Genomic DNA, 23,454 nt, shown 5'->3' with positions numbered 1-23,454 from the left:
GTGATCTGCTGGATTAATCGAAGCGGGAGAAGTTCGGTGGAGCTTCAGCGGAGTTCAACACTGACTGCTTCAAATATCTCAACTTGGGGCCAGAAGCGGCCTTTGATCAATGACTGCGATATGGAAGTGTGAGGTGCGCTGTCACATTGACACTAGCGTACGACATCCCACTTATATGCCTTTTCCCGAGCACGCCGCCTCATATAGAAGCGCCAGCGATCTTTCAGGGTGGGCTCGAGTGGCACAAAGCCCGGTTCCAAGAAGTCGTACACGTTGTCGTAGTGCGTAAGTGGTGCAACCCGCACGATATCCATGGGCACCAGCGAGTGGTCGATATCAACGGGAATACCACGCAAGTGACACAGCTTGGCTTGGGAGGTTGCCATCCTATGCATGAAGTGACCGAAGTAAGGGTCGTTCTTGGCGAATGGCGTGCGTGTGGTTCGGAGAATGCGTTCCGTCAACGCCTGGGCGTCATTTTTGAGCAGGCAATCAAAGAAGTTGTGGCCGTTTTCAAGCTCTTTCCGATCTGCGTTATTGCCTTTGGCCGCGATGCGCTCCAGCGCTTGGGCGATCACGTCATCGCGCCCCAGTATGGCCGACTGCAGTAACAATGTTTCCATCTGCGGTGAACTGGCGCGGGTTGCTTGCAAATCTGGGTGCTCAAAGCTGGATATCTCTCGAATGAGAGTCGAATTGTCAGAAACCAGTGCATCAAGAATTGCTTCCCAAATTGAGAGATATTCATGAGTCGGCTCAGCCCATTTTCGCAAACTACTCAATGCACAAACGTGCATGTGCTGCTTGAAAGCATCCAAGTGATGCTCCAAGCAATATTCGTAGCCTGCAATGCTTCGATGCGTCGCGGCGAAACTTCCAAAATGTGTGTGCCTCGTTGCTCCTCCACTGCGTTGATAGCGGAGGTAGTCGACTAGGTCCGGAATCCTGCTCAATTCATACTGCCAGTTTTCTCGTTGTCGTTGAGTGAATTCGGGTGTACCAGGTTTAAAGAATGTCATTGCAAAAGTCTTCTTGGCGTTACGCCAGTCTAGAGGATTAGATGAAAAAAGTTTCAAATTCCAGACTTTTGCACATCCACTGAAGCCACCAATACCTGCCCGACGGGCCAGTCCTGAATGTCTGCTATGCGGCAATGAGTGTGGCTGTATGGAAGACCGCTTTGGGTCGACTGCGACTATTGGGCAATGCCAGGGCGCGAATGGTGCTTTAGGGCGCGCGTTGGCCTAAAGGCTGTAAAGGCAGGAACGCACTGTGCTTAAGCCAGTCTGTCGGGTGCGATAGTGCATGGCATGCGCCTGCTTCACCTGCAATCCGCGCCCACCAGATCCACAACGACCACAGCGTCCTCACCCTAATGGGTCTGCACTCCTCCGGTTTGGGATCGGGTGATCCGGTCGGTTTTTCCTGCGAGCAGTTGGGCCAGCGCATGGATCTTTGGCTGGGGTGCGTCTTTGCGCCAGATGAGCTTGATCTTCATGGTGCGAGCGTCACCTGTGAGTGGGTACACCGAGAGGTGCTTTCGCTCGGTGTAGGTCTCCAACACCGCTGCAGGAATGAGCGCAACGCCCATGCCTGCAACGCAACAGCCCAAGATCGCGTGGTAGGAGCCCAGCTCGATCACCTTGCCTGGTGCAACTTTTCCTTTGGCACACCAAGCCTCCAAGCGTTGCCGGTGGGGGCAGTCTGGATCGAAAACCAGCAGAGTGTCCAATTGCAGGTCGCGGGCGCTGCGAACCGCAGGATGGCCGGCAGGCGTGATCATCACCAGACTCTCCACATAGGCCAGTTGACTGGACAGGCGTGGGTCGGAGACAGGCTCCGACACCAGCGCTGCGTCCAACTCGCCAGCGATCACGCGTGCCGTCAATGGCCGCGGGGCACCCGTGCTGAGCTCGACAGCAAGGGCCGGGAACTGCTGGTGCATCTGAGCCAGCAGAGTTGGCAAGCGAATGGCTGCAGTGCTTTCCATGGCTCCCAGACGCAAGATGCCGCGTGGTGCGCCGTCATGCAAAGCGCCACGGGCCTCCTGGGCTAATTGCAGCAGACGGTTGGCGTAGTCCAGTAATACCTTCCCTTGAGGGGAGAGTTGCATTCGCTTGCCCTCACGCACGAACAGCTTGGCCTGCAGGTTCTCCTCCAGCATGCGTATGCGCGTAGAAACATTGGAAGGAACCCGGTGCAGCGCTTCAGCCGCGCGTGTGATGCCGCCGTACTGCACGACTGCCTGAAAACAGCGTAAATCAACAAAATCCATGATCTCGTTTAAAGAATAAAAAGTTCATAATAATTCACTTTATGAAAACGTATGGCGTGCCTACACTGTGAACCGCATCAGACAGATGGATCACTGCTGATGACTTTTATTCACGTTAGTACAACAGGATTTGTTATGCCAAAAGGTTATTGGATTGTTCGCGTCGATATCAGCAACGCGACACAGTACCAGCAGTACATTGCCGCCAATGCAGAACCGCTGGCGCATTACGGCGGAAGGTTTCTCGTACGCGGCGGCACGTTTGAAGCTTTGGAGGGGGAGAGCCGGTTGCGCAACGCTGTGATCGAGTTTCCAAGCTACCAGGCAGCGCTGGATTGCTGGAACTCCCCTGGCTATCAACACGCAATTACCTTGCGCAAGGAGGTTTGCACGATCGACCTTGTTGTGATTGAGGGATACGACGGCCCTCAGCCTGCATAGGCGAGCTAAGTGTCCACAAGCCGAGAGAGGGTGCAACGTAGACGGGCAAACATCGGCTGAGCCAGCCGCCGCCTGAATGACTGGCAAAAAGGCACTCTGGCCGCATGGAATATGCGCAACCAGCTACTTTTTTAATAGCAAATATCAGACCTCGCCGCCCAGTGCTTCACACAGGTTGGCAATGTACTGCTCGGTGAGCCGCTCCAGCTCGGCTTCCACCATGGGTGTGGCGACCAGCTCCATGAGCGCCGGCAGGGGCAGGGTGACTTCGGCCTCTACGTTAAGCACAAGGTGGGTGGACTTTTTGTGGTCGGTGATCTGCCAACTGCCGGATACCTGGGCATTGCCTTCGTCGGTGACGGGTGTCCAGCTCACGCTGCCTTTGGTCTTGTTGCTGCGGTACTTGGAGGCATACACGGTTTGCAACTGGACCGCGGCAATGCTCAGTTTGTCCATCTCCCAGCGGTAGCTGTTGGCACCCAGGTCTGTTAGTTGGGCGACGCCGGGGTAGTGGCTGGCTGACGTGGGGATGTCCGACAGCAGCGCAAAGACTTCTTTGGCGGATGCCTTCACGTCAAATTCATAACCCAGGCTGACAGAGACGGTGATGGTCACGGGAGTTCCTTGTGCTGGCGGTGTGGGGTGGTGCTGCGCAGGCGCTGCAGGGTGAGCTGCAGCAGCCGTGCGTCGGCGCTGGCACGGTGGCGCTGGGCGCCGCGTTCGCTGCTGATCTGCGCCTTGACCAGGTGCCATTGTTCGGCCTCTTGTTCGTTGAGCAGGGCGCGTAGGTTTTCCAGCTTGAAGCTGGGTGTCATGTCGGCCGCATCGAACAGCGCGTTGAGCCAGGTGTAGTCATTGGCCCAGCCGTCGGAGTAGACGGTTTGCCCGCGCAGGTCACTATTGAGTTTGCGCGCCACGGTGACGACCGGCAGGCCACGCTCTTCGACGATAGCGCGCGGGATGTGGTGCAGCGCCTGGGCCTGGGTGTCCCAGTGGGTCCAGTGCGGTTCGGGGCGCACCAGGGTGCAGTAGGTGCGGCCGTCGGGCAGCACAAACCCGATTTCTATGGGGTAACTGTTGCGGCCAAAGCCCGACGCCTCCACATCCAGCACGGTGGGGTTGTCGGCGAAGCGGGAGATGGCGGCCATGTCAGGTAATTACAGTGTGGTGTTCGGTGTGTTGTGCCAGCCACTGGCCAGCATCGTGCGGACTCAGCGGCTTGGCGTACAGGTAGCCTTGCAGTTCGCCGCAGCCCGCGTCGCGGGCGGCTTCTGCCTGCGCGGTGGTTTCCACACCTTCGGCCACGACATGCAGATGCAAGGCCTGGGCCAACTGGCAGATCGCGCGCACCACGGCGATGGATTCGGGCGCCGGCAGCGGGTCGATCAGGCCGCGGTCGATCTTGATGGTGTGCAGGCGCAGGGTGCGCAGCATGTTGAGCGAAGAGAAGCCTGTGCCAAAGTCGTCCATCGCCACATGCACCCCCAGGGCGCGCAACTGCGCTACCTGGGCCACGGTCTGGTCCAGGTTTTGCACGGCGGAGCTTTCGGTGATTTCCAGCGTGAGCCATTGGGGGGCTACGCCGTGGTCTTCCAGCGCCTGCTCCACCAGTTGCGGGAAACGTGGGTCCAGCAATTGCAGGGGGGACACGTTCACTGCCACCGGCACACAGCTGCCGTAGGTAGCGTGCCACTGGGCGATCTGTGCGCAGGCCTGCCACAGCAGGGTGCTGCCCAGCGCCGCGATCAGGCCGGTGCGTTCTGCCGCCGCAATAAATTCCAGCGGGCTGACGGCACCAAAACCGGGGCGGTTCCAGCGCGCCAGCGCCTCAAAGCTGGTGAGTGCACCGGTGTGGGCGTCCACCTTGGGCTGGTAGGCCAGGTGAAATTCCCCGCGCTCTATGCCGGCGCGCAAGGCCTGCTCCTGCTCCAGCATATTGCTGGAGCCCCGTTCAAACTCTTTTTCTGCCAGCGTGTACGACGTGCCCGGTGTACGTTTGGCCACATGCATGGCGGCATTGGCCGCGCGCAGCAGGGATTCGGCGTCTTGGCCGCTGTGCGGATACAGAGCGATGCCCATGGAGGCGTCGAGAAAAAACACTTCATCGGCCACGGGCAGGGGCTTGCCCAGCAGGCCGCGCACCGTGGTGGCCAGCTCCACCGCCATGGCACTGTTGTTGCCATCGGCCGAGAGGATGGCGTATTCGTCCTCCCCCAGGCGCATGACGGCGTGGCGTGCATCCACACTGGTGCGCAGGGCGTGACCAAAGGCTTTCAGGACCTTGTCACCGACCGAATGGCCATGCGCTTCGTTGAACAGCTTGAAGCGGTCGATGTCCAGCAGCATCAGGACAAAAGGCGCGGGGTTGTCAGCCGGGGCCTTGCAGCGTTCGCGCAGTTGCTGGATCAGGGCGTTGCGGTTGGGCAGGCCGGTCAACTCGTCGTGCAGGGCCTGGTGCAACAGGGCCTGGGTGGCCTGGTGCCGCTCGGTGTCGTCGGCGATCAGCACCTGCATGGCCGGTGCGCCGTCCCACTCGGTGCCAAAACAATGGAAGCGCAGCCACATGGGGGTGCCATCCTTGCGGTAGCGCAGCGCGTCGTAGCTGGCGTCGTCGCGTTGGCCGCTTTCAATCTCCTGCAGCAGTTTGCCGATGGACTCGCGCTCGGGTCTGGGGATGGAGCGCGCCACCATGACCACACTGAGATCGTCCTTGCCGCTGGCACCGTAGATGGCCAATGCCGCCGGGTTGGCGTAGGCGATGCGTTCCTTCTGGCGGATGATGATGCCCTGGTGGGAGCGGTCGGTGAGGCGCTCGAACCGTTCGCGCAAGCGCACGGTCTCTTGGGCGCTGCGTTGCAGGGCGGCGTAAATCAGGACCAGGCCCAAGGCCACGCGGATCAGGGTGGCCGTGCTGGCCTGCAGGGCCACGCCATCGGCGCCCAGCAGTGCAAAGGTGAACTGGTTCAACCCGAGGGCGGTGATCAGAATGCCGGTCATGCGCGAAGGGCCAAAGTTGCGATTGCCTGCGAACCAGAGCCAGTAGCAGCACAGCAGACCGATGGCCGTGCCCACGGTGGCTGACAGGGTCTGCGCGATGCGCAGGTCGCCCTGCAACAGGGAGCCCACATTGATAGCCAAAATCACGGCCGCAAATACGGCCATGGTGGGGGGGCGTACCGGGCGGTCTGCCAGCTGGCTGGCACCCAGCACCATCAGTGAAGAGTAGGCCGCGGACACCACCGGCAGGGCCACCATGCCCACCAGGCGCAGTGTGGGATTGCCATGCAGCGTGAGCCAGTAGCTGGCCGGGATCAGCAACTGAACCAGATTGGACCAGCCCAGATACCGCGTGAAAGTCTGCTGCGGATTGCGCCGCCACACCAGAACCAATGCCACCCCGACGATCAGGCTGATAAGGGCATTGAGGAGCAGAGGGTAGTTCATGGTGGTGATGGAATCCGTCTTTGATTGTGACGGATGGCGGCGACAATGGGCGCTCCAACACACCCCGTCTTCACCCGGAAATACCCTATGGCCACCAGTTTGCTCGCCCTTCTTGACGACATTGCCACCGTGCTGGACGACGTGGCCGTACTCACCAAAGTGGCCGCCAAAAAGACCGCTGGTGTGCTGGGCGATGACCTGGCCCTCAACGCCCAGCAGGTGAGCGGCGTGAGCGCTGACCGCGAGCTGCCCGTGGTGTGGGCGGTGTGCAAGGGCTCGCTGGTCAACAAGCTGATCCTGGTGCCCACGGCGCTGGTCATCAGCATCGTGTTGCCCTGGGCCATCACGCCGCTGCTGATGGTGGGCGGTGCTTTTCTGTGTTTTGAAGGCTTCGAAAAACTGGCGCACAAATTCCTGCACCGCGCTGAAGACGACCAGGCCCACGAAGACGCACTGTTGCAGGCGCTGGCCGACCCCAGCGTGGACCTGGTGGCGCTGGAGAAAGACAAGATCAAGGGCGCCATCCGCACTGACTTCATCCTCTCGGCGGAGATCATTGCCATCACGCTAGGCACGGTGCAAAACAGCGTGTGGACCACCCAGCTCACGGTGCTGGCCGGTGTGGCCGTGCTGATGACGGTGGGCGTGTATGGCGTGGTGGCGGGCATCGTGAAAATCGACGACGCGGGTTTGTATCTGAGCCGACAATCCGGCGTCAGCACGCTGGCACTTGGCAAACAGGCGCTGGGCCGTGGCCTGTTGCGCGCGGCGCCCATCCTGATGAAGGTGTTGTCGGTGGCGGGCACCGCCGCTATGTTCCTGGTGGGCGGCGGCATTCTGGTGCATGGCCTGCCGTTCTTGCACCACCTGCTGGAGAAGCTGCCTTTTGGCTTTGTCTGGGACGGCCTGGTGGGTGTGGTGTCTGGTGCGCTGGTACTGCTGGGCGTGATCGGTGTGAAACGTGTCCTCAAGATTTTTAAATGAAATAGGCCTTTAGCCCCCATGAACAGTGCGCAAGCAGCTCCTAAATCCATAGCGACTGGATTGTTCCTGGCGATCGCCGGGGCGATAGCCTTCAGCGGCAAGGCCATCATCGTCAAGCTGGCCTACCGCTACGGGGTGGATGCGGTCACGCTGATCATGCTGCGCATGTTGTTTGCGCTGCCGTTCTTTCTGGCCATCGTCTGGTGGACCGGACGCAAGGCGCGCCTGGCGGGTGTGAGCCTGCCGTCGCTGACCGCGCGGGACAAGTGGGGCATCTTCGGCCTGGGGCTCACGGGTTATTACCTCGCCAGCTTTCTGGACTTTGCGGGGTTGGCCTATATCTCGGCGTCGCTGGAGCGGCTCATTCTTTACCTCAACCCCACGCTGGTGTTGCTGCTGGGGCTGTTTCTCTATGGCAAACGCATCAGCGGCCCGCAGGCGCTGGGCATGGCCATCAGTTACGCCGGTGTGCTGCTGGTGTTTGGCCACGAGGTGAACCTGGCCGGGGGCGACGTGGCGCTGGGCGCCTTGCTGGTGTTTGGCAGCGCGGTGAGCTACGCCATTTACCTGTCGTACAGCGGTGAGCTGGTGCAGCGCCTGGGCTCCATGCGGCTGGTGGGGCTGGCCACCAGCGTGGCCTGTGTGTTGTGCATTGCGCAGTTTGTGATGCTGCGCCCGCTGGACACGGCGTTTGCCGTGGCGCCGCAGGTGCTCTGGTTGTCGGTGCTCAACGCCACGCTGTGTACCGTGGTGCCGGTGCTGATGGTGATGATGGCGATAGAGCGCATTGGCGCGGGTCTGGCTGCGCAGGTGGGCATGGTGGGCCCGATGTCCACCATCACCATGGGGGTGCTGCTGTTGGATGAGCCGATGAATTTATGGGTGGTGGCCGGTACCGTGCTGGTGCTGGTGGGTGTGTATGTGGTGAGCCGTAGGCGTTGAACAGGAGATAACAATGGACTTGGGACTGAAGGGTAAATGGGCGCTGGTGTGTGGCGCGAGCAAGGGGCTGGGCCTGGGCTGCGCGCAGGCGCTGGTGGCCGAAGGTGTGAACGTGCTGATCGTGGCGCGTGGCGCCGAAGCACTGCAGCAATCTGCTATGAATTTGGAAGCTGCTTACGCAGTATCCACGGGGGCTGAGGTGCTGTTTTGTGCCCAAGACATCACGACCGAGGCGGGCCGCGCCGCGGTCTTCGCCATCCGCAAAGACTTCGACATCGTGGTCACCAACGCCGGTGGCCCGCCGCCCGGCGACTTCCGCGACTGGGACCGCGAGGCCTGGATCAAGGCGGTGGATGCCAACATGCTCACGCCCATTGAACTTATCAAGGCCACCGTGGATGGCATGGCGGCGCGCGGTTTTGGGCGCATCGTCAACATCACGTCCAGCTCGGTGAAGTCCCCCATCGACATTCTGGGCCTGTCCAACGGCGCACGCAGTGGCCTCACCGGTTTTGTGGCCGGTGTGGCGCGCAGCAGTCTGGCGGCCAAGGGCGTGACCATCAACAACCTGCTACCCGGCAAGTTCGACACCGACCGCATTGCCACCACGGTGAAGGCCACCGCAGCCAAGACCGGCAAGTCGGTCGACGAAATTCGCGCGTCGCAGCAGGCGCAAATTCCCATGGGCCGCTACGGCACGCTCGAAGAGTTTGGCCAGGTTTGTGCCTTCCTGTGCAGCCAGCAGGCGGCTTACATGACAGGGCAAAACATCCTGCTGGACGGCGGGGCGTTCACGGGGACGTTTTAGCGCACAGAATGCCGCCGCTTGCGTCTGGAGGGGTACAGCGCTATAACAGTGCGCCTTCAATGTGAAGGTGTGCGATCCAAATTCAGGAGTGTGCGGAAATGAAAAATACTGTGCTCACATTGATCGGCAGCGTGATTGCTGCTGGCGCCATGGCGGCTCCCCCTGCGGCGCCACCGGCGCCCTCCGGAGGCGCTACGCCGTGCGCTCCCCCTGCCTGTAAACCGATCACCGCGGAAGACCGCAGAAAAGAGGCCAAAGCGGCTGAGATCATGGCTAAGACCAAGGGCAACAAGACCGCTGAAAAAGACAAACAGACCATGGCCAAAGCCAAGGAAAAAGCGGAAGCCCCCAAGAAGCCCTGAAGGGCACCGTCCACCCCTCGGTGGACTGTCGAAAAAAAGCCTGCATGTGCAGGCTTTTTTTATGGGCGAAGCGCAATCGAACGCGCCCATGGGCGAGTGCCCCGTTGTGGTGCACACGGAGCCCCAGGTGTCGGTCTGCGCCCGGATGTACTGGCACCAAAATTGCGGTGTAGTCCCCATAAACACTATCAAGTGAGTCGTTGGGCTGTATGGGGAAACCTTCGTTGTTGAGCCGCGGTCGAAAGACTGCCGTTGGACTGGATACGCCGTTCCTGCTGGGTGACATCGCCGAGCGGGCGTTGCTGTCTGATCCGGTGGAAGACGCCGCGGCATTCGGGCGTTGGTGGTACGTGCCGCAGTCGGGCCACTGGGTCCTGAGCCAGGGGGTAGCGCGCCTGCTGGATGTACCCGCAGGCTTGCATAACGACTTGCAGACCTGTTTTGGCGCGATCGTCGCCGATGACCTGCCTGCCTTCCATGCCACGCTGGCCCGCGCCGCGATGGCCACTGCCGATACGCTCCCTGTTGAATACGAGTTCCGCACCATTGATGCGCTGGTTGGTTTGCGTTGGATTCGTCTGGTGGTGTTGCCCGTCACCGGTGCCAATACCGGCGCGGAGGCGGCACCGATGACCGGCATGCTGGTGGACATGACGGCGTCTCGCGTGGCCGAGATGCGCGAGCGCTTCTGTTTTGAGTCCACCCAGTTGCTCATAGGCACCCACACCCTGGACGAAGCGATCACACGCGTGATCCAGTTGGTGTGTGAAAACCTGGGTTGGGAGTGCGGCGCCTATTGGTCACCCGAGCGGGGGCAGATGGGCCAGCAACGCCTGAGCAGCAAACACTACTGGTACAAGCCGGGCTCCGGCGTGGAAGCCTTTATTGCAGACGGGCAGGACATGTCCCTGGCCCCCGGTGAAGGCCTGATTGGCTGCGTCTGGAGCAGTATGCAGGCCGAGTGGGTGGAAGACGTCTTGCACGACGCCGTGTTTCTGGGCGGGCTGGTCGCGCACCAATGTGGCCTGAAGTCGGGTTATGCGTTCCCGGTGTCGTATGTGACGGTGGATGGCCGGCGCAAAAGCCATGGTGTGCTGGAGTTTTACAGCCGCCAGGCGCGCCAGCGCGAGGCCCAGTTGCCCGAGCTCTCCTTCACCATTGGTTCGCTGATATCGCAGACGGTGGAGCGTCTGGAGCAACAAAACCTGATTCGTCGCCTGGCGCAGATCGATGACCTGACCGGCTTGATCAACCGCAAACATTTCCAGCAGTTGCTGGACTCGGCTTGTATGGAGGCGGGGGCGTTTGGCCAGAAATTCGCGGTGTTGTACATCGATCTGGACCGCTTCAAACCGATCAACGACGCGTTTGGCCATGAGGCCGGCAACCTGGTGCTGCGCGAGTTTTCGCAGCGCCTGATGGATCTCGGTGAAGACCATTTTCACGTGGGACGCCTGGGGGGCGACGAGTTCGCCATTCTGCTCACGCAGCGGGAGCATTGGCCGGATCTGCAGGCGCTGGGAGAGCGCATTCTGCTGGCGGCCCGCACGCCCTTTTTGTACGCCGGGCAAGAGCTCACGCTGTCGGCCAGCGTGGGCATCAGTGTGTTCCCCGACAGCGGGCGCACGGGCTCGGAACTCATGCGTTCGGCAGATTCCGCCATGTACCGCAGCAAGCAGGGCGGGCGCAATGCCCTGAGTTTCTTTCTGGCTGCACCCGGCGAGACGCTGGTCAGCCAGCAGACCGCGCTGGCGGAGCAGCTCAGCATGGAAGCCGGCCTGCACCGCGCTCTGCTTGGCAATGAATTCTTTCTGGAGTACCAGCCCATCTTTGATGTGGAGAGCGAGACGCTGGTGGCCGTAGAGGCCTTGCTGCGTTGGCGCAGGCCCGATGGTGTGCTGGTGCGGCCTGATGTATTCATACCGGTGGCCGAGCAAAGCCGCCTGATCGTGCAGATTGGCCGCTGGGTGGTGAAGCAGGCCTGTGGTGACCTGGCCGTGCTGCACCGTTCCGGGTTTCCCAATCTGGTGGTCAATGTGAATATGGCGGCGCTGGAGTTTGTCAACGCCAATTTGCCCAGTGAACTGCTGGCGGTCATTCACGGCAGTGGTGTGGAGCCGCGCCACATCTGCCTGGAGCTCACCGAGAGCATGGTGATGAAGCAGCCCGACAAGGTGATTCCGGTGATGGGCGCCCTGCGGCAACTGGGCTTCAAGATCAGCATGGATGACTTCGGCACCGGGCACTCCTCGCTCTCGCGCATGAAAAATCTGCCGGTGTCGTCTCTGAAGATTGACCGTTCGTTTGTCAGTGGGCTGCCCCACGACAGAGACGATGGTGCCATCGTGCGCGCCATCCTGGCGCTGGGTCACCACATGCAACTGCGCGTGATTGCGGAGGGTGTGGAGTCCGACGCACAGCTGCTGTATCTGCGGCAGTTTGGTTGTCGTTACATCCAGGGGTTCGCGCTGAGTCGCCCCATTCCCCTGGCGGCATTGCTCACACTGGTTTATCCCCATCGGAGTCTGCCCTATGCCCCAGAAGCCACCGCTTCAGATTGACACCTTCCTGCCCTACATGCGCGACGTGATCCGTTGCGAGCAGGCGTTGCACGAGCTCAACCTGATGTGGCGGATGATCGAATCCTCGGCCAAGATGAATTGTCCCGAGGAAGCACAGGCCATCCTGCCGACCATGGCCGCGACTCGCCAGGGGTTCAACCGGCTGGAGCAGGAACTGGTGACCAGCTTGGTGAGCGAAAAAGTGGCCACGGTGCTGGGCGAGATCGGTACCAAGGCGCAGTATGTGATCGACATCGTGGTGCGTAATTTGTACGAACGCACGGCGGATGTGGGGTTTCTGGCCACCGACAACGAGCTGTGTGCTTTTGTTGCCGGCCTCAATGCGGACCAGGCGGCAGCGCGTTTGCGCCTGCGTGCCTACCGCAACAAATACACGGTGTATGACGAAATCCTGCTGCTCGATGCGGCGGGCAATGTGCTGGTGCAGATTGACGAGAGTACGCCGCTGGAAGGCAGCACCGACCCGCTGATTGCAGAGACGCTGGCCAGCGACACATTTGTCGAAACCTTTCGCGCCAGCGACCTGCGTCCGTCCAAGCGCCAGGCCCTGATTTATTCGCGCCGCATGCTGCATCCGCAGACCGGTAACGTGGTGGGCATCCTGTGCCTGTGTTTCAACTTCGAGCAGGAGATGGCGGGCATCTTCCACTCGCACCGCGATCCGGCAGCGCGGTCCAACATGCTGCTGCTCGACGCTGAGAACCGCGTCATCGAGAGTGCGGACCCGTTGTGGATTCCGCTGGGGGCGGTGGTGCCGGTGAACCGCGCGCGCTCGTCCCAGTTGATGATGTTTTCGGGCCGGGAGTATCTGGTGTGCACCTACCGCGCGGAAGGCTACCAGGGCTATATGGGGCCGCCCGGATGGCAGGGCCAGGTGATGATTCCGGTGGATGTGGCCTTCACCGGACGCAACAGCAACACGCTGGCCACGCTGGACGCCAACACCAAGGACGGGCTGCTGTCGCATGCCCAGTCCTTCTCGGCCCCGCTGTACGAGATCATGACTGCGGCAGAAACCATCCGTTGTGTCGTGTGGAACGGGCAGGTGATGTCGGCCGGGCAGCAGGGCGATCTGACCAAGCTGAAATCCGTACTGGCCCAGATCAGCGAAACCGGGGCCCGCAGCAATGCGCTGTTTGCCCGGTCGATTGGGGATCTGTATGAGACCGTGCTGACCACCAGCCTGCACAACTCGGAGTTTGTGTCGCACCTGTTGGTGGATTTGCTCGATCGCAATCTCTACGAACGCTCGGACGACTGCCGCTGGTGGGCGTTGACGCCGGAGTTGCGCACCGCCTTTGCCGAAGGGGCCTGGGACGACGCGAAGGCCCAGAAGATCGGCGGCATTCTTCGCTACATCAATTCGCTCTACACGGTCTACACCCGTTTGTTTGTGTACGACACGGCGGGGCGCATCGTGGCCGATGCCGCGCTGAATCCGGCCGACGCCAGTGCCGTAGGCAGCCGCGTGGATGCCCAAACGCTGGCGAACGTGTTAGCCCTGCAGACCGAGCAGGACTATTGCGTGACCCCGTTTGCTGCGACGCCGCTGTATGGCGGTGCGCCCACCTATGTGTACCACGCGGCCATCCGCGATCCGCAGAATGATTCCAGCGTGGTCGGTGGCATCGGCATCGTGTTCAATTCGGGGCCCGAATTCGCGGCCATGCTGCAGGGCGGGCTGGGAAACCAGCCGGGCTTGCAGGCCTTGTTTGTCGACCGGCAGGGCCACGTGATCGCCAGCACGGACCCCAAGCGACCCGTCGGCACACTGCTGGAGGTAGCCCAGGACATACTGGCCTTGCCCAATGGGCAAAGCGCATCGTGCATCGTCCACCACGATGGTGAGTACGCCATCATGGGGTGCACGGCATCCACCGGGTACCGGGAATTCAAGGTCTCCGATGGGTACCAGGACGACGTGCTGGCATTCGTGTTTGAGCCACTCGGCGAGGTTCGCGAGCGCTCGGGGGCGTCAAGCCGGGGTGAGATGGTTCTTCAGGCGGAAGCGGTGGGTGCCGGTGGCGTGGAGTTTGCCACTTTCTTCATTGACGGCACGCTGTTTGCGCTGCCGGCGGAGCACGTGCAGGAGGCGGTATCCGCCGCTGCCATGACCTCTGTGCCGGTGGGCAACCGGCGGGCATGTATCGGCATGTTGGCGTTGCAGCCCGCGCGGGGCAACCCGGCTGCCGTGTGGGTTTTTGACCTGGGGTACCTGGTGCGCGGCCAGCCCACACGCATCGACAAGAGCAGCCAGGTCGTCATCCTGCGCCATGGCCAGCAGACCATGGGCTTGCTGGTGGATGGGCTCCATGGCGTGCCCGAGTTCCGGGATTCCCACATCATGCACACCCCGTTTGGCGTGGAGGGCAGTGCGGCCCTGGTCAAACGCTTCATCAAGGCCAACGGCGGTGACCTGCTGATTCAGGTAATCGATGTGCCGGCCTGCTTCCAGCAGGTCTAACGGCGTGATGAGAGCACGATGCCCGAGACAATCAGTACAAAGGCCATCCCGTGGAATGCCTGCGGTGTTTCACCCAGAACCAGAGTGGACAGCAGCGCGGTAAACAGCGGTGTAAGGTTGGTAAAAAAGCCCGCTGCCGCCGGGCCCGCGCGTGCCACACCGGCACCCCAGGCGCCATAGGCAATGATGGCCGGGCCAATGGCGATGTACAGCAAGGCCGCCGCCAACGGCCAGCCCCAGTCGATGTGGGCCGGGGTGAGTGCCCATTCGGCACCGGTGAAAACGCCGGACCAGGCCAGACCAAAAATGATTTGCGCCATGAGAAAACCGGTCCAGTCAGTGCGCAGGGACGCAGACTCCGGCGTGGGGTGGGCCAGCAGCCAGCTGTAATAGGCCCAGCCGATCGACGCCAGCAGCACGTACACGTCGCCTGCCACCAAGTGCAAGTGGCGCAGTGTGTCCCAGTTGCCGCGGCACAGCACCAGCAACACGCCGGCAATGGACAGCACCGCCCCCAGCCACTGGCGTAGTGAGACTGGCGTGCGAAACCCCAGCCAGCCGATCAGCAGCATCCATACCGGCGTACTGGCACCCACCAGCGTGACATTGATGGCGGTGGAGCTGTTGAGGGCCAGGTAAAGCAGGGCGTTGTAGCCACCAATGCTGAACAGACTCAGCCAGGCAAAGCGGCGCCATTGGCCCCACAGCGGGCTGCCGGGCTTGAGCACCCGACTGGCGATGGGCAGCAATAGCAGGAAGGCAATGGCCCAACGCAGCAGGTTGAGCGTCATGGGCGAGACCAGTGGGCTCACCATGCGGCCCACCACGGCATTGCCGGCCCACATGAGCGGAGGGATGACCAGCAGCAGTGCCGCAGTAGGGGTAAGGCCAGGGTTCATGGGGAGCGATGGTACTAGGCATGCACAGACCTGCACGCACACTGGCCGATTTCATGGCACCATGGCGACCCCATCATTCCGCTGCAAGGACCTGTTGCCATGTCGAACCCACTCTCCCGTGCCATCCGCATTGACCAGCATGGCGGCTCCGAGGAACTCAAGTTGGTGCAAGTGGCGGTGGGAGACCCGGGCCCGGGTGAGATCCGTATCCGCCACCACGCGGTGGGGCTGAACTTTATCGATGTGTACCAGCGCAGCGGTCTGTACCCCTTTGCCATGCCTTTGCAATTGGGCATGGAAGCCGCCGGGGTGGTGGAGGCCGTAGGCGCGGGCGTCACACACCTCCAGGCAGGCGACCGCGCCGCCTACGCGAGCAATCCGCCCGGAGCCTACTGCAATGTGCGTGTGATGCCGGCCAAGTGTGTCTGCAAACTGCCTGACGCCATCAGCTTTGAAACGGGCGCTGCCATGATGCTCAAGGGGCTGACGGCCCAGTACCTGCTCAAGAAAACCCTGCCCCAGGGCGGGCTGCAGTCCGGTGACTTTGTGCTGTTCCATGCGGCGGCGGGCGGCGTAGGCCTGATTGCCTGCCAGTGGGCCAAGGCCCTGGGCCTGCACTTGATCGCTACCGCGGGATCAGAAGAGAAATGTGCTCTGGCCCTTGCCCATGGTGCGCAGCATGCTATCAATTACAGAGCAGAAGACTTCGCCGCACGGGTCAAAGAGATCACCGATGGCAAGGGTGTGAAGGTGGTTTACGACTCGGTAGGCAAGGACACCTGGGACAAATCCTTGGATTGCCTGGCGCCCTTTGGCCTGATGGCCAGTTTTGGCAATGCGTCCGGCCCGGTCGCACCGTTTGCGCCCGGCATCCTGGGCGCCAAGGGGTCGATTTATGTAACCCGCCAGACCCTTTTCACCCACATTGCCACGCGCGAAAGCACCCAGGCCATGGCCGACGAGCTGTTTGAGGTGGTCGGTAGCGGCAAGGTCAAGATCCGCATTGACCAGCGTTACCGGCTGGAAGATGTGCAACAGGCCCACAAAGACCTTGAGGCACGTCAAACAACCGGCTGCACGATCCTCACGCTTTAGAGGGAGGGGATAAAATGCGGGCATGATTTTCACGCCCCCCGCGCTCCTGCGCAAATCCCTCTTTTGCGCAGCGGGCCTGGTGGTCGCTGCGGCCACCCATGCCCAAACCTCTTCGGTGGTACTCGCGCAGGCCCAACCTGTAGCAACCTCGCTACCTGCTGCACCCAGCAAGACGGCTGCACAGATCGACGCCGAGAACAGTAAAAAGTGGTCGGTGTACTGGGGATGGAACCGCTCCAACTACTCCAACAGCACGATCCACTTCAAGGGTCAGGACCACGACTTCACGCTGCACGATGTGAAGGCCACCGACCTGCAGACCAATACGGGTTTGGCCGACATCTTCAAGTACTACCTGAACCCGGCCGAGATGACCATCCCGCAAACCAACCTGCGGGTGGCCTACCAGCTCAATGACGACACCGCCATTGCGCTGAACCTGGACCACATGAAGTACGTGGTGACGCAGGACCAGTCGGTGGCGATTGACGGACAGATCCAGGGTGTGGCGCAGAGCGGCCAGCAAGTCATTGCCGACAACTGGCTCAACTTCGAGCACACCGATGGCTTGAACATCGTCAGTATCGAATTGGAGAAACAAAAGAAGGTGGACTGGTTCGGAGACGACCGCGCGCGGGTATTTGCGCTGGTGGGCGTGGGCGTCGTGATTCCCAAGACCAACGCCACGATGCACATGATTGGCCAGAGCCGCAACGATGAGTTCCATCTGGCGGGCTGGAGCGCGGGCGTCGGTGCGGGGCTGGAAGTGGACATGACCAAATCGGTGTTCCTGCGTTCGGCCTACAAGATGGGGTATGTGGACCTGCCCGATGTGCTGACCAGCGCGCGTGGTGACAAGGCTTCGCACCACTTCACGTACAACGAATTGCTGATTGCGGTGGGCTACCGCTTCTAAGCGCTCAGTGGTAAAAAAGCCGGTGCATGCACCGGCTTTTTTATTTGCCGCTGGTCTCTGTCGACATGCGCAGCCGGTTGGGCGCCAGCTCGCCGGCCGAATCCAGAATTGGGTAGGCGATCGAGCAGATGTGCGAGTTGATGCGTTTCAGGTCGCTGATCAGGTCCAGGTGCAGGGAGCTGGTCTCAATGCTGGACAGGGTGTTGTCGCTGAGGCGTTCAATGTGGGTGGCGGCGTATTCGCGCTCCAGATCACGGAAGCGGGTTTTCTCTTCGAGCAGGCGCCGTGCATCGCGCACATTGCCGTTTAAGAACACGCTCATCCCCAGGCGCAGGTTGTCCACCAGGCGGGCATGCAGTTCGCAGATTTCGGCCATTCCAGCGTCCGAAAATTCGCGCCCTTTGTGGATTTTCTTGTCTTCCACGTCCTGGATCACGCGTTCAATAATGTCGCCGATTTGCTCCATGTTGATGGTGAAGCTGATGATGTCGGTCCAGCGTTTGGCCTCGTTCTCACCCAGCGCTTCGCGTGAAATTTTCGTCAGGTAGTACTTGATGTCGCTGTAAAGCTCGTCCACCGTGTCGTCCATGGTGCGCAGTTGTTTGGCCAGCGTGACATCGTTGTCGCGTATGACGGTCAGTGTGCCCAGCAGCATGGACTCGACCACATCGGCCTGGTGCATGGCCTCGCGTACCGCGCACGAAATGGCCAACGACGGTGTCGCCAGCGCAGATGGGTCCAGGTGGCGCTGGCGGCCCGCCACGGTGGTCTTTTGCGGTTTGGGTAGCCAGTGTTCCACCCAGCGTGCCACCACGTGGGTGAAGCCGATCAGGGCCACGCCCACGCCGAGGTTGAAGGCCAGGTGGAAGCCCACTACCAGCGTGGCTTCGTCGGCCAGGTAGGGGCCGGCATAACGCATCCAGACACCCGAAAAAGGCAGCACGGCCAGCACGCCCAGCACCTTGAACACCAGGTTGCCCAGCGGCACCTGGCGTGTTTCTACATTGGCATTCATGGTGGTCAACACGGCCAGCGCACCGCTGCCCAGGTTGGCCCCCAGCACCAGGCCCAGCGCCACGTCCACGGGAATCACACCCGAGGTGGCCAGCGTGGCCGTGAGCAGCACGATGGCCAGGCTGGAGTAGGACACCAGGGCGAGTGTGGCGCCCACCAGAATTTCGAGCAGCATGTCACTGGTCAGCGTGCCCAGCAATGCTTTGACTGCTGCGGACTGGGTGAGTACGGTGGCCGATTGCGTGACCAAGCGCAATGCCAGCAGCATCAGCCCCAGACCGATCAGCACACGTCCCACGCGCCCCACGGTGGTGGAGGGGCGTGCAATGAACAGCACCACACCAATAAAGATGAACAGCGGCGAGAGCCAGGACAGGTCGCGCGAGAACACCACGGCCATCAGGCTGGTGCCAATGTCAGCGCCCAGCATCACGGCAAGCGCGGAGGGCAGGCTCATGAGTCCCTGGCCGACAAACGCCGAGACGATGAGTGCGGTGGCGGTACTGGACTGCACCACGGCGGTGACCCCGATGCCCGACACCACGGCCGCAAAGCGGTTGCCCGTGCTGTGCGCGAGGATGCTGCGCAGGTTGGCGCCAAACACGCGCAGGATGCCGGTACGGACCAAGTGCGTGCCCCACACCAGCAGGGCAATCGCGGCAAACAGATTCAGCAAATGCGTCACAAACAATCCTTCATCTGCTGCGCTGTGGGCTGTCCCTGTGTCAGCGGGTTTTGCGCACGCGCAGCAGTTCGTCCAGTATCAGGCAAACAGCGCCTATCGAAATCGCACTGTCCGCCACATTGAAGGCGGGGAAATGCATGCCCCGCCAGTGGAAGTCCAGAAAGTCCACCACGTAGCCATAGGCCAGGCGGTCAATCACGTTACCAATGGCGCCGCCCAGAATGCAGGCCATGGCAAAGCTGAACAGCTTTTGCCCCGGGTGGGATTTGAGCATCCAGATGATCACCGCGGCCGCCACCACGCCCAGCGCGGTGAAGAACCAGCGTTGCCAGCCCGACGCTCCCGCCAAAAACGAAAACGCCGCGCCTGTGTTGTGCACCCGCACCACGTTGAAGAAGCTGGTCACGTAGGTGCTGTCGCCCAGGTGGTAGTAGCCCAGGACCAGGATTTTGGTGAACTGGTCTACCAATAGCAAGATGAAGGCCAGGCCCAGCCATTGCCACAGAACGTTGCTTGCACCACCCGTGGGTTTGAAGCCGCGGGCCATTAAGCAAACGTCCGGGTTTCGCCGGCACCGTACAGGTTGCTGGTGCAGCGGCCGCACAGGGTGGGGTGCGCAGTATCCATGCCAATGTCGCTGCGGTAGTGCCAGCAGCGCTCGCATTTCGTGCCGTCGCTGGTCTTTACGGTGATCGTTATACCAACCCCTGCTGTTTGAATCAAAGTTGCACTTGAAGTGATAAATACAAACTTCAGATCTTCTCCAAGAGAGTTCAGCGCTTCGAACAAAACGCCGTCGCATTGGATCGTTACTTCAGCTTGAAGTGACGCGCCCAAGGCACCTTCAGTGCGCTTGGTTTCAATCAGCTTGTTCGCTAGGTCTCGAACGTCTTGAATGCTTTTCCATTTATCCAGTAGTTTGCGATCAGGATGCCCAAGGTCTGTAAAAGTCTCTAAGAAAATGGATTCTGAGGTTCCAAAACCTCCCCATGCTTCTTCTGCAGTGAAACTCAAGAAAGGTGCCATCCACCGCAGCAGAGCGTGGGTAATTTGGTGCAATACCGTTTGTGCACTGCGGCGTGCAAGAGATTTTGGCGCCGTGGTGTAAAGACGATCTTTCAGTACGTCCAGGTAGAAAGCACCCAAGTGTTCTGAGCAGTACAACTGCAACTTGGAGACCACCGGATGAAACTCATACACATCAAAGTGTGCGCGAATTTCAGTTTGTAGTCTTGCCGCATAGGAAAGCGCGTACTTGTCTATTTCCAATAGGTCTTCGTACGCGACCGTGTCCTTCGCCGGGTCAAAGTCGCTGACGTTGGCCAGCAAGAACTTCAGCGTATTGCGCACACGGCGGTAGGTGTCCACCACGCGGGCCAGGATCTTGTCGTCGCCGGCAATATCGCCGGAGTAGTCGCTCGCGGCAACCCACAGGCGAATGATTTCGGCTCCCAGTTTGTTGCTAACCGCCTGTGGCTCAATGCCATTTTTCAGGCTCTTGCTCATCTTGATGCCCTTGCTGTCCACCGTGAATCCGTGGGTCAACAGGCCTTTGTACGGTGCGCGGTCGTACAGCGCGCAGCCCAAGAGCAACGAGCTGTGGAACCAGCCGCGGTGCTGGTCGTGGCCTTCCAGGTACAGATCGGCCTCGGGGCCTTCGGTGTGGAAGGGTGGGCGGCCATAGGCATCTTTGTGGCTGCCGCGCAGTACGTGCTGGAAGCTGGAGCCCGAGTCAAACCACACTTCCAGAATGTCGGTGCTCTTGGTGTAGCTGGGCGCATCGGCTGCGCCGAGAATTTCTTCGGTGGTTACGCGGCTCCAGGCTTCGATACCGCCCTTCTCAACGATGTCAGCCGCCTGGTCCAGGATCTCCATGGTGCGCGGGTGCAGTTCGCCGCTGTCCTTGTGCAGGAAGAAGGGAATCGGCACGCCCCAGCTGCGCTGGCGCGAGATGCACCAGTCGGGCCGGTTGGCAATCATGTCGCGCAAACGCGCACGACCGTTTTCGGGGTAGAAGCTGGTGTGCTCAATCGCGTCCAGCGCGAGTTGGCGCAGGGTCTTGGGGGCCTTGTCTTGGGTGAACACGCCCGGGCCTTCGTCCATGCGGATGAACCACTGGGCGGCAGCGCGGTAGATCACGGGCGTCTTGTGGCGCCAGCAGTGCGGATAGCTGTGCTGGATTCCCACGGTCGCCATCAGGCGGCCCGCGACCTTGAGCGCATCCAGGATCACCGGCACAGCCTTCCAGATGTGCAGGCCGCCAAACAGCGGGAAGTCGGCGGCATACGTGCCGTTGCCTTGCACGGGGTTGAGGATGTCGTCGTACTTCAGGCCATTGGCCACGCAGGAGTTGAAGTCATCCACGCCATAGGCAGGCGCCGAGTGCACGAGGCCGGTGCCGTCGCCATCGCTGACGTAATCGGCCAGGTAGACGGGCGACAGGCGGCGGTAGCCTGCATCCACGTCGTACAGCGGATGGCGGAAGTTCAGGCCACCCAGCTTCTCGCCCTTGGCTGTGGCCAGCACGGTGCCGGTCAGGCCAAAGCGTTCCAGGCACTTGTCGACCAGCGTTTCGGCTAACACCAGGCAACCCTTTTCGGTTTGCACCAGCGCATAGCTGAGCTCGGGGTGTGCGTTCAACGCCTGATTGGCGGGGATGGTCCATGCAGTGGTCGTCCAGATCACCGCGAAGGCGCTTTGACCTGCAGGCAAAGCTGCTAGGCCAAACGCAGCGGCCAGCTTGCCCGCGTCGTCGGTTTCAAACGCCACGTCCAGCGTGTCGCTTTTCTTGTCGGCGTATTCGATTTCGAACTCGGCCAAGGACGAGCCGCAGTCGAAGCACCAGTACACGGGCTTGAGGCCACGGTACACAAAGCCCCGCTCGATCACACGTTTGAATGCGCGGATTTCGCCCGCCTCGTTAGCTGGGTCCATGGTTTTGTAGGGGCGCTCCCAATCGCCCAGCACACCCAGGCGTTTGAAGTCTTCGCGCTGCTGGCCGATCTGCTCCGTGGCAAAGGCGCGGCTCTTGGCCTGCATGTCGTCGCGGCTCAGGTTGCGGCCATACAATTTTTCGATGGCGTTTTCGATCGGCAGGCCGTGGCAATCCCAGCCGGGGATGTACTGTGCGTCAAAGTCGGCGAGCTGCTTGCTCTTGACGATCATGTCCTTCAGGACCTTGTTGACGGCGTGGCCCATGTGGATTTGGCCGTTGGCGTAGGGCGGGCCGTCGTGCAGCACGAACAGTGGCGCGCCGTGACGCGCATCGCGCAGTTTCTTGTACAGGCCTTGTTCGTTCCATTCCTGCACCCACGCCGGTTCGCGCTTGGGCAGGTCGCCGCGCATGGGGAAGGGGCTGTCGGGCAGGTTCAGGGTACTGCGGTAATCAACTTTGTCAGTCATGGCAAATCTCAATGGGAGTGGGGCAGCCTGCGGTGGTTGTTACGGCAGGCGGTGGGGGCAAGACGCGGGGCAAAGTGCGTCGGGGAGCCCCGTCAAATTCGGGTGCTGACGTTGGACTGCAGCCAGGCGCGTGCATCGTCACAGTCCTGGTGAATGCCCTTAGTGAGGGATTCCAGACCGTCGTATTTCAGTTCGTCGTGCAGTTTGTGTAGCAGTTCCACACGGATGATTTTACCGTAGGCCCCCTCGGCGCCCAGTTCGGCAGGCCAATCCAGACAATGGGTTTCCAGCAGCACGCGTCCGCCGTTCACATCCGTAGGGTCCAGCGAGGGGCGCACACCCAGATTCGCCACGCCGCGCAGGGGCTTGGGGGCCAGGCCATGCACCAGCACCACAAAGATGCCGCTGGCGGCGGGTTTCCAGTGTGCAAAGCGCAAATTCAGCGTTTTGAAGCCCAGCGTGCGGCCCAGTTTGCGGCCATGGACCACGTGGCCCGAAATGCAATACGGTCGGCCCAATAGGCGGGCTGCGTCCTGCATGCGGCCCTGGCCCAGCGCCTCGCGCACGGCCGAACTGGAGACGCGCAGGCCGTGGACCTCGTAACTGTTCATGCGCGCGACATCGAAGCCTTGGGCGTCGCCTGCGGCGTCCAGCAGCGCGTAGTCGCCCGCACGGGCCTTGCCAAAGCGAAAGTCATCACCGACCAGCACGTAACGTGCGCCCAAGCCCTGCAGCAGCACCTGGTCGATGAATTGCTGGGGGCTTTGGTTGGCCAGCCGGGCGTCAAACGGCAGCACCACGGTCTGGTCTACGCCGGCCTTGGCCAGGTCTTCCAGTTTGTCGCGCAGCGTGCCTACGCGGGCTGGCGCCAGATCGGGCTTTTGGTGCAGCTCGGCGAAATAGTCGCGTGGATGGGGCTCAAAGGTCAGCACCACGCTGGCCACACCGCGCTGCTGGGCTTCGCCCTTGAGCAGGGCCAGCATGGCCTGGTGGCCCCGGTGGACGCCGTCAAAGTTGCCAATCGTGACCGCACTCGCGCTGGCAAGGCCAGGGTGCTTGAAACCGCGAAAAACCTTCATGGATTTGTTATCTTTTTGATAGCAGGCTGCGCACAGGGAATATGGGCCTGTAGCCCATTTGT

At 61.2% G+C, this 23,454-nt stretch carries 19 protein-coding genes; 9 read left to right on the top strand and 10 right to left on the bottom strand.

What is annotated here, in order from left to right:
- Nucleotides 1–152: 152 nt before the first annotated feature.
- The gene (locus RS694_RS20540) at nucleotides 153–1,019 is read right to left on the bottom strand and encodes a hypothetical protein (protein ID WP_152528801.1); all 867 of its coding nucleotides are present in this window, start codon (nucleotides 1,017–1,019) and stop codon (nucleotides 153–155) included.
- Between the two features lie 353 nt (nucleotides 1,020–1,372).
- Nucleotides 1,373–2,275 (bottom strand): LysR family transcriptional regulator, encoded by a 903-nt coding sequence (locus RS694_RS15325; protein WP_051391817.1) that lies wholly within the window; start codon nucleotides 2,273–2,275, stop codon nucleotides 1,373–1,375.
- 99 nt (nucleotides 2,276–2,374) lie between these two features.
- Between RS694_RS15325 and RS694_RS15320 the strand changes: the two genes are divergently transcribed.
- The gene (locus RS694_RS15320) at nucleotides 2,375–2,716 is read left to right on the top strand and encodes a DUF1330 domain-containing protein (RefSeq protein ID WP_241463960.1); all 342 of its coding nucleotides are present in this window, start codon (nucleotides 2,375–2,377) and stop codon (nucleotides 2,714–2,716) included.
- A 144-nt stretch (nucleotides 2,717–2,860) separates the two neighbouring features.
- Here the strand turns inward: RS694_RS15320 and RS694_RS15315 are convergent, their stop codons facing one another.
- The 3 genes from RS694_RS15315 to RS694_RS15305 are packed head-to-tail and all read right to left on the bottom strand — an operon-like array spanning nucleotide 2,861 to nucleotide 6,160.
- Nucleotides 2,861–3,331, bottom strand: a complete 471-nt coding sequence (locus RS694_RS15315; RefSeq protein WP_029707112.1) for an SRPBCC family protein — start codon at nucleotides 3,329–3,331, stop codon at nucleotides 2,861–2,863.
- Nucleotides 3,328–3,864 carry a 3'-5' exonuclease gene (locus RS694_RS15310; protein WP_029707113.1) on the bottom strand — a complete coding sequence of 179 codons (537 nt, stop codon included), beginning with the start codon at nucleotides 3,862–3,864 and terminating at the stop codon, nucleotides 3,328–3,330. The genes RS694_RS15315 and RS694_RS15310 overlap by 4 nt, the downstream gene beginning before the upstream one ends.
- A 1-nt stretch (nucleotide 3,865) precedes the next feature.
- Nucleotides 3,866–6,160 (bottom strand): putative bifunctional diguanylate cyclase/phosphodiesterase, encoded by a 2,295-nt coding sequence (locus tag RS694_RS15305; protein ID WP_051391818.1) that lies wholly within the window; start codon nucleotides 6,158–6,160, stop codon nucleotides 3,866–3,868.
- 87 nt (nucleotides 6,161–6,247) lie between these two features.
- On the opposite strand from RS694_RS15305, the gene RS694_RS15300 reads away from it, so the two are divergent.
- The 6 genes from RS694_RS15300 to RS694_RS15275 all read left to right on the top strand — a co-directional run bounded on the left by RS694_RS15300 (nucleotide 6,248) and on the right by RS694_RS15275 (nucleotide 14,302).
- Entirely contained in the window at nucleotides 6,248–7,144 is an 897-nt protein-coding gene (locus tag RS694_RS15300) for a DUF808 domain-containing protein (protein ID WP_029707115.1), read from the top strand.
- Between the two features lie 18 nt (nucleotides 7,145–7,162).
- Nucleotides 7,163–8,086, top strand: a complete 924-nt coding sequence (locus RS694_RS15295) for a DMT family transporter (protein ID WP_029707116.1) — start codon at nucleotides 7,163–7,165, stop codon at nucleotides 8,084–8,086.
- A 13-nt stretch (nucleotides 8,087–8,099) separates the two neighbouring features.
- Nucleotides 8,100–8,894 carry an SDR family oxidoreductase gene (locus RS694_RS15290; protein ID WP_029707117.1) on the top strand — a complete coding sequence of 265 codons (795 nt, stop codon included), beginning with the start codon at nucleotides 8,100–8,102 and terminating at the stop codon, nucleotides 8,892–8,894.
- A gap of 98 nt (nucleotides 8,895–8,992) precedes the next feature.
- Nucleotides 8,993–9,256, top strand: coding sequence for a hypothetical protein (locus tag RS694_RS15285; protein ID WP_029707118.1), 264 nt, complete (start codon nucleotides 8,993–8,995; stop codon nucleotides 9,254–9,256).
- Between the two features lie 227 nt (nucleotides 9,257–9,483).
- The gene (locus RS694_RS15280) at nucleotides 9,484–11,817 is read left to right on the top strand and encodes a putative bifunctional diguanylate cyclase/phosphodiesterase (RefSeq protein WP_241463962.1); all 2,334 of its coding nucleotides are present in this window, start codon (nucleotides 9,484–9,486) and stop codon (nucleotides 11,815–11,817) included.
- The gene (locus RS694_RS15275; RefSeq protein ID WP_037247076.1) at nucleotides 11,789–14,302 is read left to right on the top strand and encodes a chemotaxis protein CheW; all 2,514 of its coding nucleotides are present in this window, start codon (nucleotides 11,789–11,791) and stop codon (nucleotides 14,300–14,302) included. The genes RS694_RS15280 and RS694_RS15275 overlap by 29 nt, the downstream gene beginning before the upstream one ends.
- Here the strand turns inward: RS694_RS15275 and RS694_RS15270 are convergent.
- On the bottom strand, nucleotides 14,299–15,201 hold the full coding sequence (locus RS694_RS15270) for a DMT family transporter (RefSeq protein WP_029707122.1): 903 nt from the start codon (nucleotides 15,199–15,201) through the stop codon (nucleotides 14,299–14,301). The genes RS694_RS15275 and RS694_RS15270 overlap by 4 nt on opposite strands.
- Nucleotides 15,202–15,300: 99 nt before the next feature.
- On the opposite strand from RS694_RS15270, the gene RS694_RS15265 reads away from it, so the two are divergent.
- Together RS694_RS15265 and RS694_RS15260 are read left to right on the top strand one after the other, a co-directional pair.
- Nucleotides 15,301–16,296 (top strand): quinone oxidoreductase family protein, encoded by a 996-nt coding sequence (locus RS694_RS15265; RefSeq protein ID WP_076069784.1) that lies wholly within the window; start codon nucleotides 15,301–15,303, stop codon nucleotides 16,294–16,296.
- Between the two features lie 22 nt (nucleotides 16,297–16,318).
- The gene (locus tag RS694_RS15260; protein WP_051391820.1) at nucleotides 16,319–17,212 is read left to right on the top strand and encodes an outer membrane protein; all 894 of its coding nucleotides are present in this window, start codon (nucleotides 16,319–16,321) and stop codon (nucleotides 17,210–17,212) included.
- A 40-nt stretch (nucleotides 17,213–17,252) separates the two neighbouring features.
- Here RS694_RS15260 and RS694_RS15255 read toward each other — a convergent pair whose 3' ends face one another.
- The 4 genes from RS694_RS15255 to RS694_RS15240 form a co-directional block, all read right to left on the bottom strand.
- Nucleotides 17,253–18,911 (bottom strand): Na/Pi cotransporter family protein, encoded by a 1,659-nt coding sequence (locus RS694_RS15255; protein ID WP_029707126.1) that lies wholly within the window; start codon nucleotides 18,909–18,911, stop codon nucleotides 17,253–17,255.
- A gap of 40 nt (nucleotides 18,912–18,951) precedes the next feature.
- Nucleotides 18,952–19,458, bottom strand: coding sequence for a signal peptidase II (gene lspA / locus RS694_RS15250; protein ID WP_029707128.1), 507 nt, complete (start codon nucleotides 19,456–19,458; stop codon nucleotides 18,952–18,954).
- Nucleotides 19,458–22,313, bottom strand: coding sequence for an isoleucine--tRNA ligase (ileS, locus tag RS694_RS15245; RefSeq protein WP_029707129.1), 2,856 nt, complete (start codon nucleotides 22,311–22,313; stop codon nucleotides 19,458–19,460). The genes lspA and ileS overlap by 1 nt, the downstream gene beginning before the upstream one ends.
- Before the next feature lie 92 nt (nucleotides 22,314–22,405).
- Nucleotides 22,406–23,392 (bottom strand): bifunctional riboflavin kinase/FAD synthetase, encoded by a 987-nt coding sequence (locus RS694_RS15240; protein WP_029707130.1) that lies wholly within the window; start codon nucleotides 23,390–23,392, stop codon nucleotides 22,406–22,408.
- Nucleotides 23,393–23,454: the final 62 nt, after the last annotated feature.

This window comes from Rhodoferax saidenbachensis, assembly GCF_001955715.1.
Classification (GTDB): Bacteria; Pseudomonadota; Gammaproteobacteria; order Burkholderiales; family Burkholderiaceae_C; genus Allorhodoferax; species Allorhodoferax saidenbachensis.
The sequence above is the reverse complement of the archived record's forward strand: the minus strand, read 5'-3'. Positions and strand labels throughout refer to the sequence as shown.